14 protein-coding genes are annotated in these 16,095 nt (G+C 74.1%); 3 read left to right on the top strand and 11 right to left on the bottom strand.

Annotated elements, in window-relative coordinates:
* Positions 1 to 222 precede the first annotated feature (222 nt).
* The 3 genes from B5F23_RS06645 to B5F23_RS06630 form a co-directional block, all read right to left on the bottom strand.
* Positions 223 to 2,013: an ABC1 kinase family protein gene (locus B5F23_RS06645; RefSeq protein ID WP_241145815.1), complete on the bottom strand. Its 1,791-nt coding sequence runs from the start codon at positions 2,011 to 2,013 to the stop codon at positions 223 to 225.
* Between the two features lie 39 nt (positions 2,014 to 2,052).
* Positions 2,053 to 2,397, bottom strand: coding sequence for a hypothetical protein (locus tag B5F23_RS06635; RefSeq protein WP_087353012.1), 345 nt, complete (start codon positions 2,395 to 2,397; stop codon positions 2,053 to 2,055).
* A gap of 120 nt (positions 2,398 to 2,517) precedes the next feature.
* On the bottom strand, positions 2,518 to 3,192 hold the full coding sequence (locus B5F23_RS06630; protein ID WP_087353011.1) for an HAD family hydrolase: 675 nt from the start codon (positions 3,190 to 3,192) through the stop codon (positions 2,518 to 2,520).
* A gap of 134 nt (positions 3,193 to 3,326) precedes the next feature.
* Between B5F23_RS06630 and B5F23_RS06625 the strand changes: the two genes are divergently transcribed.
* From B5F23_RS06625 to B5F23_RS06615, 3 genes are read left to right on the top strand one after another with little or no spacing between them, the layout of a single operon-like run.
* A complete protein-coding gene (locus B5F23_RS06625; RefSeq protein ID WP_087353009.1) occupies positions 3,327 to 4,580 on the top strand; it encodes a DUF1015 family protein in 1,254 nt (417 codons plus the stop codon).
* Positions 4,581 to 4,616: 36 nt separating this feature from the next.
* Positions 4,617 to 6,884, top strand: coding sequence for a hypothetical protein (locus B5F23_RS06620; protein ID WP_087353007.1), 2,268 nt, complete (start codon positions 4,617 to 4,619; stop codon positions 6,882 to 6,884).
* On the top strand, positions 6,881 to 7,558 hold the full coding sequence (locus tag B5F23_RS06615) for an HAD family hydrolase (RefSeq protein WP_087353005.1): 678 nt from the start codon (positions 6,881 to 6,883) through the stop codon (positions 7,556 to 7,558). Before B5F23_RS06620 ends, B5F23_RS06615 begins: the two co-directional genes overlap by 4 nt.
* A 185-nt stretch (positions 7,559 to 7,743) precedes the next feature.
* On the opposite strand, the gene B5F23_RS06610 is transcribed toward B5F23_RS06615, so the two are convergent.
* The 8 genes from B5F23_RS06610 to B5F23_RS06575 form a co-directional block, all read right to left on the bottom strand.
* Complete coding sequence (locus B5F23_RS06610) at positions 7,744 to 9,060, bottom strand: transcription antitermination factor NusB (RefSeq protein WP_158096138.1); 1,317 nt, start codon at positions 9,058 to 9,060, stop codon at positions 7,744 to 7,746.
* On the bottom strand, positions 9,060 to 9,971 hold the full coding sequence (fmt, locus tag B5F23_RS06605) for a methionyl-tRNA formyltransferase (RefSeq protein ID WP_087353159.1): 912 nt from the start codon (positions 9,969 to 9,971) through the stop codon (positions 9,060 to 9,062). Before fmt ends, B5F23_RS06610 begins: the two co-directional genes overlap by 1 nt.
* 37 nt (positions 9,972 to 10,008) lie before the next feature.
* Positions 10,009 to 10,560, bottom strand: coding sequence for a peptide deformylase (gene def / locus B5F23_RS06600; protein ID WP_087353001.1), 552 nt, complete (start codon positions 10,558 to 10,560; stop codon positions 10,009 to 10,011).
* Positions 10,561 to 10,610: 50 nt separating this feature from the next.
* Positions 10,611 to 12,914, bottom strand: coding sequence for a replication restart helicase PriA (gene priA, locus B5F23_RS06595; RefSeq protein WP_087352999.1), 2,304 nt, complete (start codon positions 12,912 to 12,914; stop codon positions 10,611 to 10,613).
* Between the two features lie 101 nt (positions 12,915 to 13,015).
* A complete protein-coding gene (locus B5F23_RS06590) occupies positions 13,016 to 13,879 on the bottom strand; it encodes a protein phosphatase 2C domain-containing protein (protein WP_087352997.1) in 864 nt (287 codons plus the stop codon).
* A gap of 24 nt (positions 13,880 to 13,903) precedes the next feature.
* Complete coding sequence (locus B5F23_RS10040; protein ID WP_087352995.1) at positions 13,904 to 15,070, bottom strand: LCP family protein; 1,167 nt, start codon at positions 15,068 to 15,070, stop codon at positions 13,904 to 13,906.
* 122 nt (positions 15,071 to 15,192) lie between these two features.
* Entirely contained in the window at positions 15,193 to 15,486 is a 294-nt protein-coding gene (locus B5F23_RS06580) for a hypothetical protein (RefSeq protein WP_087352992.1), read from the bottom strand.
* Between the two features lie 8 nt (positions 15,487 to 15,494).
* A complete protein-coding gene (locus B5F23_RS06575) occupies positions 15,495 to 16,031 on the bottom strand; it encodes an InlB B-repeat-containing protein (protein ID WP_206392307.1) in 537 nt (178 codons plus the stop codon).
* Between the last annotated feature and the right edge of the window lie 64 nt (positions 16,032 to 16,095).

Raw genomic sequence — 16,095 nt, 5'->3', positions numbered from 1 at the left:
AATGGTGAGTAAATCAGTTTCTTACATAAAGGATGCCACCCAATCGCGGGCGTTTTGCGCGCCGAGAAGGACATCGGGCCCACGCGGCGAGAAGGACGTCGGGCTCGCACGGCGAGAAGGACGTCGGGCCCGCACTGCGATGGGAACGTCGGGCCCGCACGACGAGAAGGACGTCAGCCCCGCACGCCGAGAAGGGCATCGGGCCCGTGCGCCGGGGGGGCGCTACCTGCGGCGGCGTCGGCGGCTCTCGCGGATGATGTCGACCGCGACCCAGACGCCGAGCACGAAGGCGGCGAGGTAGCCGAGGAAGCCGATGATCGGGATGCCGAAGATGACCGGCTGGATGCGCGCGTAGTAGACGACCGAAGAGCCGATGAACAGGCCGGCCACGATGACGCTCATCGTGAGGCGGTTGGCGATGCGCGCGAGGTCCTCGAGCGGGTCGGCCGTCCCGGCGAGGTCGAGATTGACGCGCAGCTGGCCGCGCGTGAGCATGCGCATCGCGAGCCCCGCGTCGCTCGCGGCCCCGAGCAGGCCGTGCGTGGCGGCGACGGCCTCGCGCGCGAGCCGCTCGCCCTCGCGCCGCGCGAGGTCCCCGGCGCTGCCGTGGGCGCGCAGGTGGGCGTGGATGATCTCGACGATCGACGTTCCCGGCAGCAGGGAGTGCACGGTCCCCTCGAGCGTCACGAGCGACCGCGCGAGCATCGTCACCGAGCTCGGCAGCTCGATGCCGTCCTTCTGCGCCATCGAGATGAGCGAGTTGAGAAACGCGCCCACGTCGAGATCCGAGAGGTCGGCCAGGCCGTAGTCGGCCACGATCGCGTCGAGGTCGGCGAGCAGGTGCGCGTGGTCGACCTCGCCCATGTCGGAGACGGAGAAGCGCTTGAGCCCCTCGGCGAGTCCCGCCGAGTCGCAGGCGGCCACGGCCGTCACCATGTCGCGCATGGCGCTGCGGTCGTGGCTCGAGAGCCTCCCCATGATGCCGAGGTCAAGGTAGACGATCTTGCCCCCGTGGACCACGAGGTTGCCGGGGTGGGGGTCGGCGTGGAAGAAGCCGTCGTCGAGCATCTGGGAGGTGTAGTTGTCGGCGAGCTTGGTGCCGATCTCGGCGAGGTCGTATCCCTCGGCCACGAGCCGCGCGGAGTCGTTGATCGGGATGCCCTCGACGTAGTCCATGACCACCACGTGGCGCGTGCAGAGCGCCGGGTAGGGCTTGGGGCAGTCGACGAAGGCGCACCTGGCGTTGTTGCGCCTGAACTCCTCGAGGCTGCGGGCCTCGACGAGGAAGTCGGTCTCCTCCCGGAAGGACTGCCAGAGCTCGTCGACGACCGACTGCAGGTCGAGGAACTGCTCGTCGCCCATGAAGCGGCTCGCGTAGCGCGCGAGCGAGCGCATGATGGAGATGTCCTGCGCCATGATCTCCTGGACGTGCGGGCGCTGGATCTTCACGGCGACGAGCTCTCCGGTGATGAGGCGCGCCTTGTGGACCTGCGCCACCGACGCCGACCCGAGCGGCCGGTCGTCTATGGCGTCGAAGATGTCCTCGATGGGCCGGTCGTACTCGGCGCGCAGGGCGGACAGGACCGTGTCGCGCCCCATCGGCTCGACCTCGGTCCGCAGCCGACCGAGCTCGCGCATGAAGCTCTCGGGCAGGATCTCCGAGCGCATCGAGAGGATCTGGCCGGCCTTGACGAAGGTCGGCCCCAGCTCCTCGAGCATGCGGCGCAGCCCCTTGGGCGTGAGCCCGTGGAAGATGTCGTAGCGCCGCACGATCGAGACGATCTCCCCGATGCGCGCCAGCCGCGACGCGCGGCTGAGGGAGTAGTCCCCGTCGGGGCGCCCGCCAAAGATCCCGATCGTCTGCCGGTCGTAGACCGAGTCGGCGCGCACGCTCTCGTACCAGGCGTCGAGAAGGTCCTGGGCGCTGCGGCGCGCGGCGGCGAAGCCGCCCGCCCCCTCGGCGTCCGCCCCGCCGGCGGCACCGTCGGCGGGGCGCTCCTCCCTCTCGGGCACGTCGTTTTTCTCGTCCGCTTCCGCCATGCGAGCGCGGGCCTACTCCGCCGCGCCCTCGTCGGCCGCGTCCTCGACCTCGACCTTGACGGCCGCGGCGTCGATGTCGGCGGACATCTGGGCCACCTTGGCGGCGTAGGCGGCGCGCTCCTCGGGCGTCATGGCCTCGAGGCGGGCGCGCAGGGCGCTGTCGGCGGTCCCGTCGATGACCTCCTTGGCCTTGCGGGTGAGCTCCTGGTTGAGGGTCTTGCCCTGCTCGACCGTCAGCTCGCCCTTCTTGACCAGGTCCTCGACGACCTCCTGGGACTTCTCGGCCCCCATGGCCACGGCGCCCACGCTGGCGAGGAAGAGCTTGCGGAGGCCCTCGGTCACGTCAAAGTCTGCCATGTCTGCTCCCATCTCACGTCCGGGCGCGGCGCGCCCCCCTTCATGCTCACCCTTCTACCCCAAACGGCCGACGCCTTTCCCGGCGAGCGGGCCGAGCGGTCGGCGGGCGCGACGCGGGGGCTACGAGCCGAGAAGAACGCGGCGCAGCTCGTCGACCGTGGCCGCGACGGCGCAGGCCCCCGCGCCCTCGAGCTCGCCGGGCGCCGCGGCGCCGCCGTAGGTCACGCCCACGCACGGCATCCCGCAGGCGCTCGCCGCCTCGACGTCGTGGTAGCGGTCCCCCACCATGACGGCGTCTGCCGCCGAGAGCCCGAGGTCGTCGAGCACCTGGGCGATGGTCGTCGCCTTGGCGACCTCCCCGTCGGAGGGCTTGCCGCGGCGCACGTCGAACAGCGCGCTCACGCCGTTGTCCTCGAGGGCGCGCTCGACCATGAAGCCGCGCTTGGACGAGGCGACCGCCGTGAGGCGCCCCGCCGCGCGCAGGTCCTCAAGGAGCTCCCGCACCCCGTCGAAGAGCGGCCATGCCGCGACGCCGAGGCCGTGGTAGATCTCCCGGTACTCCCTCGTTATCTGCATGGCCTCCTCGGGCGAGAACCCGTAGACGAGGCTGTAGGCCTGCGGGAACGGGGGTCCCACCAGGCGCAGGAGGTCCCCGAGCTCGTCCTCGGCGAGCCCGTGGCCGAGAAGAACCGTGCGTGCCGTTGCCGTGATGGCCGGGATCGTGTCGGCGAGCGTCCCGTCGAAGTCGAAGATCACGAGCCTTCTGCCCGTGACGTCCACGCCCGTGAGCGCCATGTCCCTCCCCTTTCGTCGTCGTCCGTCTCAGGGTAGCACCGCCGAGGCGCGCGCAGGCGCCAGAAAGGGGCGTCGCCCTCCGCAGCCGGCACGGGGTATCATGGCACTATGTGGCCACAGACCGAGGAGATGCCATGCACGTCGAGCCCATCACCTGCTACCGGCCCCGCCCCGACGCGGCGGCCGCGTTCTCCGTCCCCCACCGCGTCTCTGACGACCCGGCCGAGGCGCGCGCCTGGGCCGAGGCCAGGGAGGCCTCGTTCGCGGCGATCGCGTGCCCGGGCGCGGCGGGGCCCGACGGCGGCGACGAGGGAGCCGCCCTCGAGCGCGCGCACGACCTTCTCGCCGAGCGCGTCGCCGACGGGACGCTGCTGCGCGACGGGACGCCGTGCTACTACCTCTACCGCCTGCGGCGCTCGGGACGCGAGCTGACCGGCATCGTGGCGGCGTGCTCCGTCGACGACTGCAACAACGGGGTGGTGCGCAGGGTCGAGGCGACCTCGCGCGACCTCGAGGACGCGCACGTCCGCCACATCGCGGCGACGGGCTGCCAGAGCGCGCCGGTCCTTCTCGCCTACCGCGACAACCCGGTGCTCGAGGCGCTCGTCGAGGCCGCCAAGACGGCCGACCCCCTCTACGACTTCACCGACGAAGAGGCCACGCGCCACAGCGTGTGGCGCGTGGCGCGCCCGGCCGCCGTCGAGTCGCTGCGACTCATGCTCGAGCACGTGGGACGCGCCTACGTCGTCGGCGCCCACCATCGCGCCGCCGCGGCCGCGCGCGTCTGCCAGGCGATGCGCACCGAGGGCGGCGAGCGGTCGAGCGGGGCGGAGGCCTACAACTACCTGCTGTGCGCCCTCTTCCCGGCAAGCCAGGTCCGCCTGCTGCCCCGCCACGTCGTGGTGGCGGACACGGCGGGGCTCGACGAGGGGGAGCTCGTGGCCGCGCTCGAGCGCGCCGGGCTCGTCGTGGGCCCACGCCGCGAGGAGCCGGTCGCGCCCGCCGAGCGCGGGCGGATGGGGATGTACGCGTTCGGCGCCTGGCGCGAGCTCTCCCGCGGCGGCGTGGGTGCGGGAGAGGAGACCGACGCCTCCGTCGCGTGGGACAGGGTGGTCGCCGACGTGCTCGGGGCCCGCGAGGACGGGCGCGCGCGGAGCGCCTCGCCCCTGGCCAGCCCCGCCGAGCTCGAGCGGGCCGCGGGCGAGGGCGGCGTGGCGCTCGCCCTCTTCCCGCCCTCGACGGGAGAGGCCATGGCCGTCGCCGACGCCGGGCGCACGCTGCCTGCGGGCTCCACGTGGCTCGAGCCCGCCCCGCGCGACGGGCTCTTCGTCCGACGCGTCAGCCACCGCGCCTCGCTGATCGACGGGGCGCGGCCGCGCAGGGCCTAGGGGCCGTGAGGCCGCAGGAAGCCGAGGGGAGGTGCCATGCCAGGACCTGACGAGCGCGGGGACGAGACGAGGGGCGAGGCGGCCGAGCGCCGCGACCAGGCGCCCGAGGCGCAGCGCGGGCGCCTGGGGAGGCTCTTCGCCGCCCTCGTGAACAGCGAGGGGGAGGACGCCGAGCCGGAGGGAGACGCTGGGTCGCCCCCCGGGGAGACCTCCTCGCTCGACCTCGAGGCGCTCTCCCGCTCCCTCGTGGGCTCCCCCGACCCGATGGGCGCCCTGCGCGGCGTGGTCGCCGACGTGCGGGCCCGCTCCGAGGCGCCCGCCGACGGGGAGCCGGGGCGGGCTGCGCCGAGCGGCTTCGAGCTCTACCTCGCCATGCGCCTCGACGAGGCCGGGCTGCTCGAGCGCGACGTGGCGATGCCGACCGTGAGCGTGGTGCGCCCGCGCACCTCCGACCTCTTCTACCTGCGCGTCATGGAGGAGAGCCTGCCGTGGCTCGCCAAGGTCAAGGTCCTGCGCGTCGAGACCGCCCTCAACTGCGCCCTTCTCGTCGGGCGCGCCCTGGACGACCCCAACGCCGCGAGCCTCGAGGAGCTCGTCCGCTGCGAGCAGCGCGTCTGCCGCTCGATCGTCTCGCAGGCCCCGCGCGCCGCCGCGCGCCTGGGGTCGGAGGCGCGCGGGGAGTGGGCGGTGAGAAGCGCCCTGTCCGCCGGCATCGAGGCCCTCCAGCTGCCCCACCGGCTGACGGCGCGCTTCCGCACGAACGTGCGCACCGGCGTCGCCGCGATCGAGGTCGACCTCGTGCCGCCGCGCGCGTGGGCGTCCTCGGCCTACGTCGACGGCCTCGGCATCGTTGCCGCCACCTCTGAGATGCGCCGGCGCGCGGCGAGCGACTACAACCTCAGGCTCGCGGTCCTTCTCGCCGCCTACGCGCTCGCCGTGGCGCCGCAGCTCTCTCAGGTGTGGGTGGCCGGTGTGGTCGACGGGCCCGCCGGGCACGCGTGCTACTACTCCGCGCGGCTCGACCGCGACCTCGTGGAGGGGATCGACCCCGACGCGCCGGTCGACCCGTGGGCCGTGATGGCGGCGGCGGGCGCGACCATCGAGGAGCGCGACCGCACGCTCCGGGCCGTGCGCCAGGGTTTCACGCTCGACGAGGAGCGCTTCTGCCCGGCACGGCGCTACGACGCCGTCGAGCTCTCCGACCGGGAGCTCTCCGGCGCGCAGGCCGCCGCGCTCGGGTGCGACCGCGCCGACGGGCTCGGCATAGACGAGGCGGCGCGGCGACGCGCGCTGCTGGGCGAGCTGTGCCGGCAGGTCGGCGACTCCACCGCCCAGAGCGTCCGCGCCCTTCTCGCCCACGCGGGGGACGACGAGCCGCGCGACGTCCGCTCCGCCGCGCTGCGCTGCGTCCGCGCCCTCATCGACGGGACGCTCGAGGACGACCCCCTCGCCGTCACCGAGGAGTTCGTGGACGGCGGGGAGCTCGCGCGCGGGACCGACCGGGCCCGGGAGCTCCTCGCGCGTCAGGACTTCGCCGGGGCCGAGCGCGCCGCGCTCGAGGCCCTGGAGTCGCTCGAGCGGGAGGGCGCCCTGCGAGACGAGGGCGACGTCGCCTGGCGCTCGTTTGCCACCTACGCCGACCGGGCGCTCTACAACCGCCTCGTCGCGCCCGCGCACGAGCGCTGCCTCCTCGCCCCCGCCCCCTGCCTGGAGGCCCTGCTCGTGGCGTCCGCCGCCGCGCTCGCCCAGGACCGCCCCGACGACGCGCTCGAGCGGGCCCGGCGCGCCGCGCGCCTGGCGCCGATGTCGGTCCAGGCGAGCCTGCACCTCGCGCAGTGCCTCGAGGCGGCCGACGACGCGAGGGGCGCCTGCGAGGAGCTCTGCCGGGCCCTGTCGGTGGCGCACGACCAGGAGTCGGTTGGGCTCGCCTACCTCATGATGTCGCAGCTCCAGTGGAGGGACGGCCACGTGCTCGCCGCCCAGGCGTGCTACCAGCGCGCCTGTCGCAACCTGCCCGCGCCCGCGCTCGTGGCGGGCATCGCGGTGGTGGCGCTTCTCGGCCAGGTGGGCGAGGCCACGGGAGCGGCCACCGAGGACGCCGCTGAGTCCGCGCTGAGGGGCGCCCAGATCCCCCTCTCCCCCACGCCCGAGACGGGAGAGGCGCTGCTCGAGGCCACGCGCGCCGCCGTCGACGCCGAGCTCTTCGCCCCGGCGCGCGACCTGCTGCGCTCCCTGTGCTCGGTCTTCAGGGACGACGTGCTCTTCGGCGTGCTCCGCTCGATCGAGGCGGAGCCCGACCGATGACGGGGCGCGCCCCCGCGCTGTGGCCGCCGTCCTTCACCGCAGCCGTGTTCGACTTCGACGGGACCCTCGCCGAGACCTGGCACCTCTGGAGGCGCGTGGACGAGATCTTCTTCTCCTCCCGCGGGCTGGAGTTCGACGAGGACGCCTCCGTCACGCTGGCCACCCTCGGGTTCGCCGCCGGGGCGCGATGGTGCCGCGAGCGCTACCGCCTGCGCGACGACGTCCAGGACATCGTGGACGAGTGGAACCGCCTCGGAGCCGCGCTCTACGAGACGCGCGTCACCCTGCGGCCCGGGGCCGGAGAGTACCTCGCGGCCCTGCGCGGCGCGGGCGTGCGCCTGGCGCTCGCCACCACGAACGACCCGCACGTCCTGGGCTCGATGCGCAACGTGGACGTCTACGCGCTCTTCGACGAGGTCGTCTGCGGGAGGGAGGTCGCGCGCGGCAAGGACCACCCCGACATCTACCTCGAGGCGGCGCGGCGCCTGGGGGCGCTCCCGGGGGACTGCGTCGTCTTCGAGGACATCCTCGCGGGGGTGCTCTCCGCGCGGCGCGCCGGGATGGCCGCGGTCGCCGTGCGCTGCGATGACCCGCGCCAGCCCGCGCTCGAGCTCAGGCGCGCCGCGGACCTGTGGATCGACGGCTGGGAGGGGCTGCTCGCGCAGCAGGTGTAGGCGCGGGTGGCCGGTTCTTCTCGGCAGAGTTGCCGGGGGCGCCCGCGGGTCTGGTCTGTAGGCGCGGGGCGTCACTTTGGCGGCGCGCAGTGTCGGCAAGCGCCTACGGCTTGGGACTGTAGGCGCCAACCGACACTTTTCCGATGCAGACTGTCGGCAAGCGCCTACAACGGAGTCGAGAAGGGCTAGCGGCGCCGCAGGGTCGCGCAAAAGTGCGTGTCCGTGCCGGGGCGCGCCTCGGTGAGCCCGGCGTCCTCCAAGACAAACCCCGCGCCCGCGGGACCGGCGAGAAACGCCTCGACCACGCGCCCGTTCTCCTCGGCGAGCACCGAGCAGGTGGCGTAGGCGAGCCGCCCGCCCTCCCCCACGCGCGCGGCCGCGGAGGCGAGAAGCTCCCCCTGGAGGCGCGCGAGCTCGGCCGGGGCCTCCGGAGCGAGCGACCAGGCGATCTCCGGATGGCGCGCGAGCGTGCCCGTTCCGGTGCACGGAGCGTCAACGAAGACCAGGTCAAAGCTACCGTACGAGTCGTCAAGCTCGCGTCCGTCCGCGGAGGCGCAGCGCACGTGGTCAGCCACGCCGGCGGCCGCCATGCGCGCGGCGGCGCGCTCGGAGCGGCGTGCGTCGGCCTCCACGGCCACGATCCGGCACGTCCCGCCTGCAGCCACCGCGGCCCCCTCGAGCAGCACCGTCTTGGTGCCGCGCCCGGAGCCGACCTCGAGCACGCGCTCCCCCGGCGCGGGCGCGCACGCGAGCGCCACCTCCTGCGCCGCGAGGTCGCACGGCAGCACGTCGACGCGCTCCACCAGCCCGGACGGCACGAGCGCCGACGGACGGCCGAGCGAGAAGGACCCCGCCACCGGACCCGGCGCGGGCGCGCAGCCGGCCCCCTCGAGCAGCGCGGCGACCTCGTCGGTCGTGTGGCGCACGCGGTTGGCGGCCACCCAGGCTCCGGCCGGCTCGAGCGCCGCGAGCGCCCACGCGGCGGCACGTCCCGCACCCGTCGACTCGAGCACGCGGACGCACAGCCATTCCGGCAGCGCGCCAACGAGGGCCAGGTCGGCGGCATCAAACGCACCCGCCTCAACACGGCGGCGCGCCTCGGCGAGCGCGGGCACGTCCCTCTCGGCAACGCGGTGCAGGACGGCGTTGGCAAGGCCCGCCGCCCGCGGGGCCACCCCGCGCACGAGCTCCACCCCCTGGCTCACGCAGACGTCCTCGCGACCACCGAGGTAGAGCAGCTCGAAGCTGGCCAGGCGCAGCGCGTCGCGCACGCGCGGCTCCAGGCGGGCGCCGCGGCGCAGGTGCGCGCCTATCGCACGGTCGAGCGCGCCCTCGGCGGCCGTGACGCCCATGACGAGGCGCATGGCGAAGCCGCGGTCGCGCTCGGAGAGGGCGTTCGCCGCCTCGGAGCCGCGCAGCAGGTCGCGCGCCCGCGCCCCGCGGCGCCGGCGCTCGCCCAGAAGCGAGAGCGCCACCCGGCGCGCCTGAGTCGCGCGCGCCACTAGGCACGCTCCCAGGCCAGGCCGTCGCCGCGCAGGCCGGCGGCCCAGGCCGCGACCTCCATCTCGCGCTTGCCGTCCGGCTTCACGCGCACGAGCTCGAGCGCCCCGTCGGCGCACCCCAGCCACACGCGACCGCGCCCCACGGCGACCGCGCCGGGCGCCACGTCCCTCCCAGCACCCACGCGCGCAGCGCAGACGCGCACGCCGCGGCCGGCGACCACGCAGCGCGCCGGGGCAGTGTCGCCGGAGGCCTGCACGCGCAGGGCGTTGACGCGCGCGCCGTCGGCCGGGTCGAGCATGAGCTCGGCCTTCTCGATCTTGGCGGCGTGCGTGACGAGCGCCTCGTCCTGCTCGACCCACTCGACCGTGCCGCCCGCCACCGCCGGCAGCGTCTCCACCAGCAGCTCCGCGCCCATGCGCGCGAGCTCGGCGGTGAGCTCCGCGGTGTCCTTCTCGCCAATCTCCGTGGATGCCTGCGCGCAGTAGGCGCCCGTGTCCACGCCGTGGCCGATCTGCATGATGGAGACGCCCGTGCGCTCGTCACCGGCGAGGATCGAGCGCTGGATTGGGGCGGCGCCGCGCCAGCGCGGCAGCAGGGAGGCGTGCACGTTCACGCAGGGCGCGAGCTCGAGCACCTCGTCGGGCAGGATGCACCCGAAGGCCGCCACGCAGACCACGTCCGGCGAGGCGTCGCGCAGGCGGTCCATGACCTCGGGCGTGATGCGCGAGGTCTCGACCACGGCAATCCCCAGCTCGAGCGCGCGCGCCTTGACCGGCGAGGGCACGAGCGCCCGTCCGCGGCCGCGGACGGCGTCCGGGCGCGTGAGCACGAGCGACACGTCATGGCGCTCGGCGAGAAGCTCGAGGGACGGCACGGCGAAGTCCGGCGTGCCCATGAAGACGACGCGCAGCCGCGCGCCCTGCCTCTGATCTGCCACGACGCGCCCCCTACTCCGCGACCTCGGTCTCGCCCGGGCGCGCGCCGGCGGCAAGCGCCGCCTGGTAGTCGCGCTCGGCCTGGGCGCGCGCAATCGGGGCGAGGTGGTCGAACATCGTCACGCCGTTGACGTGGTCGATCTCGTGCTGGAGGCACACGGCCATGAGGTTGTCGGCCGCCTCGTACTGCATGAGGTCGCCGTCGAGGTTGCGGGCCTGGACCACCACGTGGCTCGGGCGGCTCACCTGGACGCTTACGCCCGGGAACGACAGGCAGCCCTCCGAGCCCTCCTTCTCCGGGCCGTCGGCCGTGACGACGCGCGGGTTGATGAGCACGTAGGGGTTCTTCTTGGTGCCCTTGCCCGCGTAGTCCACGTCGATGACCACGATCTGGCGCATCTCGCCGATCTGCGGTCCCGCCAGGCCGCAGCCGTCCGCGGCGTACATGACCTTGAGCATGCGCTTGGCCAGCGAGCGCACCTCGTCGTCGATGGTCTCGATGGGGGCGCACTCCTGCGAGAGGCGCGGGTCGGGCGAGAGCACGATCTCGCTGAGCTCGTTCATGTGACGGTCCTCCTTCTGCCTGCCGCGGGCGCGCCGCGGCGGCTCCTGGCCTACATCAGGTCGTAGGCGTCTATGTCCACTGCAATGTTAATACCCGCGCGCCTCGGAAGCGATGCGACGAGCGGGGCGAGAAGCGCGCCGAGGTCCGCGCCCGCCGGCGCCTTCACCATGAGGTGGCGGCGGAAGCGGTCCTTCACCCGCGCCTTCACGCAGTCCGCCGGCCCGAGCACCTCCCAGCCGCTCGCGTCGCCCGCGCGCTCGCGAACGGCCGCCGCGAGCGCGTCGAGCGCGGAGCGCACGTCCTTCTCGCCGCGCCCCCACGCCACGACGTTGGCGAGGCGCGCGTAGGGCGGGTAGTGGGCCTCGGCGCGCTCGGCGAGCTCCGCGTCCAGGAAGACGCGCCGGTCGTGGGCGGCCACGGCGCGCATGGCGGGGTGCGTGGCCCAGTAGGTCTGCACGATCACGCGGCCGGGCCGCTCCCCCCTGCCCGCGCGGCCCGCCACCTGCTCGAGCAGGTCGTAGGTTCGCTCGGCGGCGCGAAAGTCCGGCAGCTTGAGCATGGTGTCGGCGTTGATGACCCCCACGAGCGTGACCTCGGGGAAGTCGAGCCCCTTGGCGATCATCTGCGTGCCCACGAGCACCGCGCACTCCGCGGCGTCGAACCGCTCGAGCAGGCTCTGGTGGGCGCCCTTGGCGCGCGTGGTGTCCGCGTCCATGCGGATCACCTCCACGTGCGGGGGCAGCAGCATCGCGAGCTCGTCCTCCACGCGCTGGGTGCCCACGCCAAAGGCCGCCAGGTAGCGGCTGCCGCAGTTGGGGCAGCGCGTGGAGGGGTCGGGGAAGGCGCGCACGGGCCAGGTGCGCCCGCAGCTGTGGCACGCCAGGAGGTGCCCGCGCTCGTGGTAGGTGAGCGCCGTGGAGCAGTGCGGGCACTCGGGGACGCAGCCGCACTCGCGGCACATGAGGAAGTTCGCGAACCCGCGGCGGTTGAGCATGAGCACGGCCTTCTCGCGCCGCTCCGCGACCTCGCGCAGGGCGTCGACGAGCGGGCCCGAGAAGACCGAGCGGCCCCCGGAGCGGAACTGCTCGGCCATGTCCACCACCGTGACGTCGGGCAGGACGGAGGCGCCCGGCCGCTCCGGCATCTCCACGCGCGTCCACGACACGCCGCGGCAGCGCCCCTCGCGGCAGCGCTCGAGGCTCTCGAGCGAGGGGGTTGCCGACCCGAGCACGAGCGCCGCGCCGCGCGCGCGGGCGAGCTCGGCGGCGACCTCGCGGGCGTGGTAGCGCGGGGACTTGTCCTGCTTGTAGGAGAACTCGTGCTCCTCGTCGATGATGACGAGCCCGACCTGGGCGAGCGGGGCGAAGAGGGCCGAGCGCGCGCCGACCACCACCCGGGCCCGCCCGGAGCGCACGAGGTCCCACTGGTCGAAGCGCTCGCCGGCGGACAGGCGCGAGTGGAGCACGGCCACGTCGTCGCCGAAGCGGCTGCGGAAGCGGCCCACGGTCTGCGCCGTGAGCGAGATCTCGGGGACGAGGACGAGGGCGCCGCGGCCGACCGCCAGCGAGCGCTCGATGGCGGCGAGGTAGACCTCGGTCTTGCCCGAGCCGGTCACGCCGTCGACGAGAACCACGTCGCCGCGGGCGGCCTCGCGCGCCGCGTCGATGGCGGCGAGGGCGGCGCGCTGGCCGGCGGTGAGGGCCTCGGGACGGGGGGCCGCGGCCGTCGAGAGCGTGGTGTCCCCTCCCCCGCGCAGCTCCCTGAGGCTCCTCACGGCGACCACCCCGCGCCTCTCCAGGGCCGTCACGGCCGCGCGGGCGCCGGGGATGGTGGCCGAGAGCTCCGAGACGCGCTGGGGTCCCTGGCGCAGCGCCTCGATGACGGCACGCTGGCGGCTTGCGGAGCGCGCGGGCACGAAGTCGTTGGCGGCGGGGGTGAGGGCGGCCCAGCGGGCGTCGACGGCGCCCGTGCGCTCGCAGGCGAGCTCCCAGGGGGCGTCCGGGGCGGCGCGCGTGACCCTGACCTTCTGGCCGGGCGCGAGGAACGGGCGGACGGCGTCGGGCAGCGGGCAGGCGTACTCGCGGGCCATCCAGGCCGCGAGCCCGGCGGCGACGTCGTCGAAGGCGCTCGGGGCGAGGACCTGCGCTATCGGCTGGATCTTCTCGGCGGGCACGCCGGCCGGGGGCTCGTCGGAGGTGCCCACCACGTACCCCACGGCCATGCGGTGCGAGAAGGACACGAGCACGGTGGCGCCCGTCACGGCCTCGCCCTCGAGCGCGGGCGGTATGGCGTAGTCGAAGGCGGCGTCGAGCGCCCGCGTGGGTATGTCGAGCACGACGCTCGCGTAGCGCATGTCGCCTCCGTCTCCTGCGGCGCCGGCGCGCTTGGCCGGCGCGTTCTTCTCGGCAGACCATTGTACCCGGGCAGGCGGGCGAGGGAGCGGCGCGCGTGGCCCTACGGGGCGATCCAGAACATGCTCGCGTCGTCGCCGACCTTGAGGCGCGGGAAGCGCTCCAGGAGCGGGTCGGACGCCTCGAGCTCGCGCATCCTTGCCACGAGCCGGCGGACCGAGCGGGGCGTGAGGCCCGCGAGCTCGTCCTCGAGCCGCGCCATCCCGTACTGGCCGAACGCGCGGAAGAGCCCGTCGCTCATGCCGGCGACCGCCACCACCTCGCGACGCGGCAGCGTGAGGCGGCGGGCGTGCGCGAGCCCGGAGCCGGTGGGGTCGAGGCACCAGTAGCCGCCCTCGGAGTTGCGCAGGCGCCTGTTGGCGAGAACCACGTCGGATACGAGCGAGCGCTTCTCGGGGGCCGTGAGGTCGCGTCCCGCGGCGCGCTCGGCCATGAGCGCGACCGCGCGGCCGTCAAGCTCCTCGAGCGTCTCGTCGGTGGAGACCGCGAGCGAGCCGTCGCGGCGAAGCACCGCGAGCGGCGAGTCGCCGAGGCCCCAGAGCTCCACGTCGTCCTCCCCCACGACCGCGAGGGCGAGCGTGGCGGACGGCACGGCGTCCGGGTCCGCCAGCTCCACGGGGCGCCCGAGCGCGGCCTCGTACTCCGCCCGCGCGGCGAGAACGGCGCGGGAGAGCGCGTCTGCCGCCGACGCGCCCGCCTCGAGCGCGCGGCACGTCTCGCCTCCCACCGTCTGCGCGAGCCACTGTGCGTTGGTGGCGAAGCGCCCCGGGAAGAGCGGCTCGCCGGAGAGCCCCGTGGCGCCGTCGATCACGACGCCGTAGGCGCGTCCGCCCGGCAGCGCCCCCGCGCGGGCGAAGTCCTCGTTGGTCGCGTTGCCGCGGTCCGTGAAGTCGAAGTGCCGGGCCATGCCGCCTCCCCGCGCCCCGGCGGCCTACTCCGCCGAGGGGAGCTGGGACGTCTCGGAGGCGTCGTCCCCCTCGTCCGCGGCGGCCACGTCGTCGGTCGTGAGGGCGGAGGTCTCGGCGAGGTAGGCGTAGTCGCGCGGGCCGGCCGCGTTCGTCGCCGCGCCGAGGCGCTCGTCCGCGAGTTGCTCGGCGGGGATCACGGCGTCCTCGTCGGCCGGGTCGAGCCCGGCGTCCATGCGCTGCATCATGGCGCGCCACTCGTCGTACATGGTCGCGACGTAGGACACGCCGCCCTCGTCGTAGGCGTAGCTCGGGGCGGTGGCGGAGTAGACGTCGAGGGAGCCCTCGAGGCCCTGCAGGCCGAGCGCGTAGGAGACGATGTCCGCGACGCTGAGGTCGGTCTTGACGGACTCGGCCAGCTCCGCGATCACGCCCGGGAGCTCCATCGGGCTGCTCGCCAGGACCTCGCGCGCGATGGCCTCGGCCACCTGGCGCTGCGCCTGGGCGCGCCCGAAGTCCCCGCCCGTCACGCTGTAGCGCGCGCGGGCGTACTTGAGCGCGGTCGCTCCGTCGAGGACCTGCTCGCCTGCCGAGATCGTGAGCTTCGCCTTGGCGTCGTCTATGTCCTCGGGGATGTCCACCGTGATGCCCCCGAGCGCGTCGACCACGTCCTTGAGCCCCTCGAAGTTGATCTCGATGTAGTGGGCGATGTCCACGCCGGCGAACTCGGAGACGGCGCGCACGGTGGCCGCGGGCCCGTAGTTGTACTCGGCGTTGATCTTCTCGACGTAGCCGGACTCGCTGTAGATCATCGTGTCGCGCGGGATGGAGACGAGGCTGACGGCGCCCCCGGCGATGTCCACGCGGGCGAGCATGATCGTGTCGGAGCGGGAGACGGTGTCCCCCTTGCGGGCGTCCGAGCCGATCAGGAGGACGTAGAAGGGCTCCGGGGCGTCGGTGAGCGCCGGCTCGGGGCTGGAGAGGGCCTCGTCGAGCTCCGCCTGCTGCTCCTCGTCGACGCGCATGGAGCGCTCGACGCCGGACAGCCACGCCCAGCCCGCAAGGGCGGCGACCGCCAGGACCGCGACAAGCGCGACGAGCACCTTGGCCGCAAGCGGCACGCGGCGAGGTTGCTCGGCGAGGTGGCGGGCGTTGCCGGCTGCGTTCTTCTCGTCCTCGGGAGGCTGCGTCATGTCTGGGATCCCCTCTGCGCGGTTCTGCTCTTTATAGCACAAGGGGAAGGGCGAGAAGAACCGTGCAGGGGGCGCGGGACGAGAAGGGGGCGCGGCCCTCTGCGGGCCGCGCCCCCGGCGCGTCAGGACGTCGTGCGGTAGACGTTGGCGAGCTGGCCTCCGCTCTCGTCGAAGCGCGGGGCCGAGACTATGGCCCCCTCGCGCCTCAGGCGCTTTATGGCACCGTCGACGGAGCTGACGTCGCAGCCCAGGAGCTCGGCAAGATCGCGCTTGGTGGCGCTGAGGCCGCCCGAGCGCTCGGTCTCGCGCGCGACCAGGGCCAGCACGCGCTCGCGCACGAACGCGTGCCGGCCGCCGACGGTCGAGGCGACGCCGTCCAGGGTGAGGGCGCCGGGCGCCCCGGCCGTGGCGGTCACGCCGGCCCCTAGCGGCGACGCTTCAGCAGCGCGCCCGCGCCGGCGAGGGCAGCGCCGACAAGGGCGATGCCGGAGACCGCGATGGAGGCGTCACCGGTGTTCGGGACGACGTCCTCGGTCTCGTCAGTGGCGTCGGTGGAGTCGTCCTCGGACGGGGTGCTCGGGGTCTCGACGTCCTCGCCCGGGTCGACGGCGTCGGCGTTCTTCTCCCACTTGGCCCAGAGCGTCATGTCCTCGGTCACGGGCGTGGAGAAGTCCCACTCCTGCGTGAGCTCGGTGTCAGAGAACCAGCCGACGAAGGCGTAGCCCTCGCAGGTCGGATCTGCCGGCTTGGCGACGGCCTGCCCGTCCTCAACCACGACAACCTGGTTCTCGGTGCTCTCGAGGCAGTCGTCGAAGGTGACCTTGTGGGTCTCGGCGACGGGGTCGACGACCTTCTCGTAGGAGGCGTAGACATTTGCGAAAGGGAGTGTTGGTCTCTGAAAAGGTGTTGAAGTGAGTCCGTGGAAGCGTCCCCCAACAGGGGTTTCTCGCCAGGGACCCAAAGAGGGGCGACCCCAGGACCAACCCGGGGCCGCCATGCGCAGCCAGTCAGAAAGGTCTACTTTT

Origin of the sequence: Olsenella sp. An188, from assembly GCF_002160255.1 — a bacterium.
Lineage (GTDB): Bacteria > Actinomycetota > Coriobacteriia > Coriobacteriales > Atopobiaceae > Thermophilibacter > Thermophilibacter avistercoris.
Note: the sequence above shows the minus strand (reverse complement) of the source record. Positions and strands in the feature narration are given on the sequence as shown.

Coding starts and splice junctions, on each gene's coding strand:
- B5F23_RS06635 (WP_087353012.1), bottom strand. CDS start 2,397: ATGGCAGACTTTGACGTGACCGAGGGCCTCCGCAAGCTCTTCCTCGCC.
- B5F23_RS06630 (WP_087353011.1), bottom strand. CDS start 3,192: ATGGCGCTCACGGGCGTGGACGTCACGGGCAGAAGGCTCGTGATCTTC.
- B5F23_RS06625 (WP_087353009.1), top strand. CDS start 3,327: ATGCACGTCGAGCCCATCACCTGCTACCGGCCCCGCCCCGACGCGGCG.
- B5F23_RS06620 (WP_087353007.1), top strand. CDS start 4,617: ATGCCAGGACCTGACGAGCGCGGGGACGAGACGAGGGGCGAGGCGGCC.
- B5F23_RS06615 (WP_087353005.1), top strand. CDS start 6,881: ATGACGGGGCGCGCCCCCGCGCTGTGGCCGCCGTCCTTCACCGCAGCC.
- def (WP_087353001.1), bottom strand. CDS start 10,560: ATGAACGAGCTCAGCGAGATCGTGCTCTCGCCCGACCCGCGCCTCTCG.
- priA (WP_087352999.1), bottom strand. CDS start 12,914: ATGCGCTACGCGAGCGTCGTGCTCGACATACCCACGCGGGCGCTCGAC.
- B5F23_RS06590 (WP_087352997.1), bottom strand. CDS start 13,879: ATGGCCCGGCACTTCGACTTCACGGACCGCGGCAACGCGACCAACGAG.
- B5F23_RS10040 (WP_087352995.1), bottom strand. CDS start 15,070: ATGACGCAGCCTCCCGAGGACGAGAAGAACGCAGCCGGCAACGCCCGC.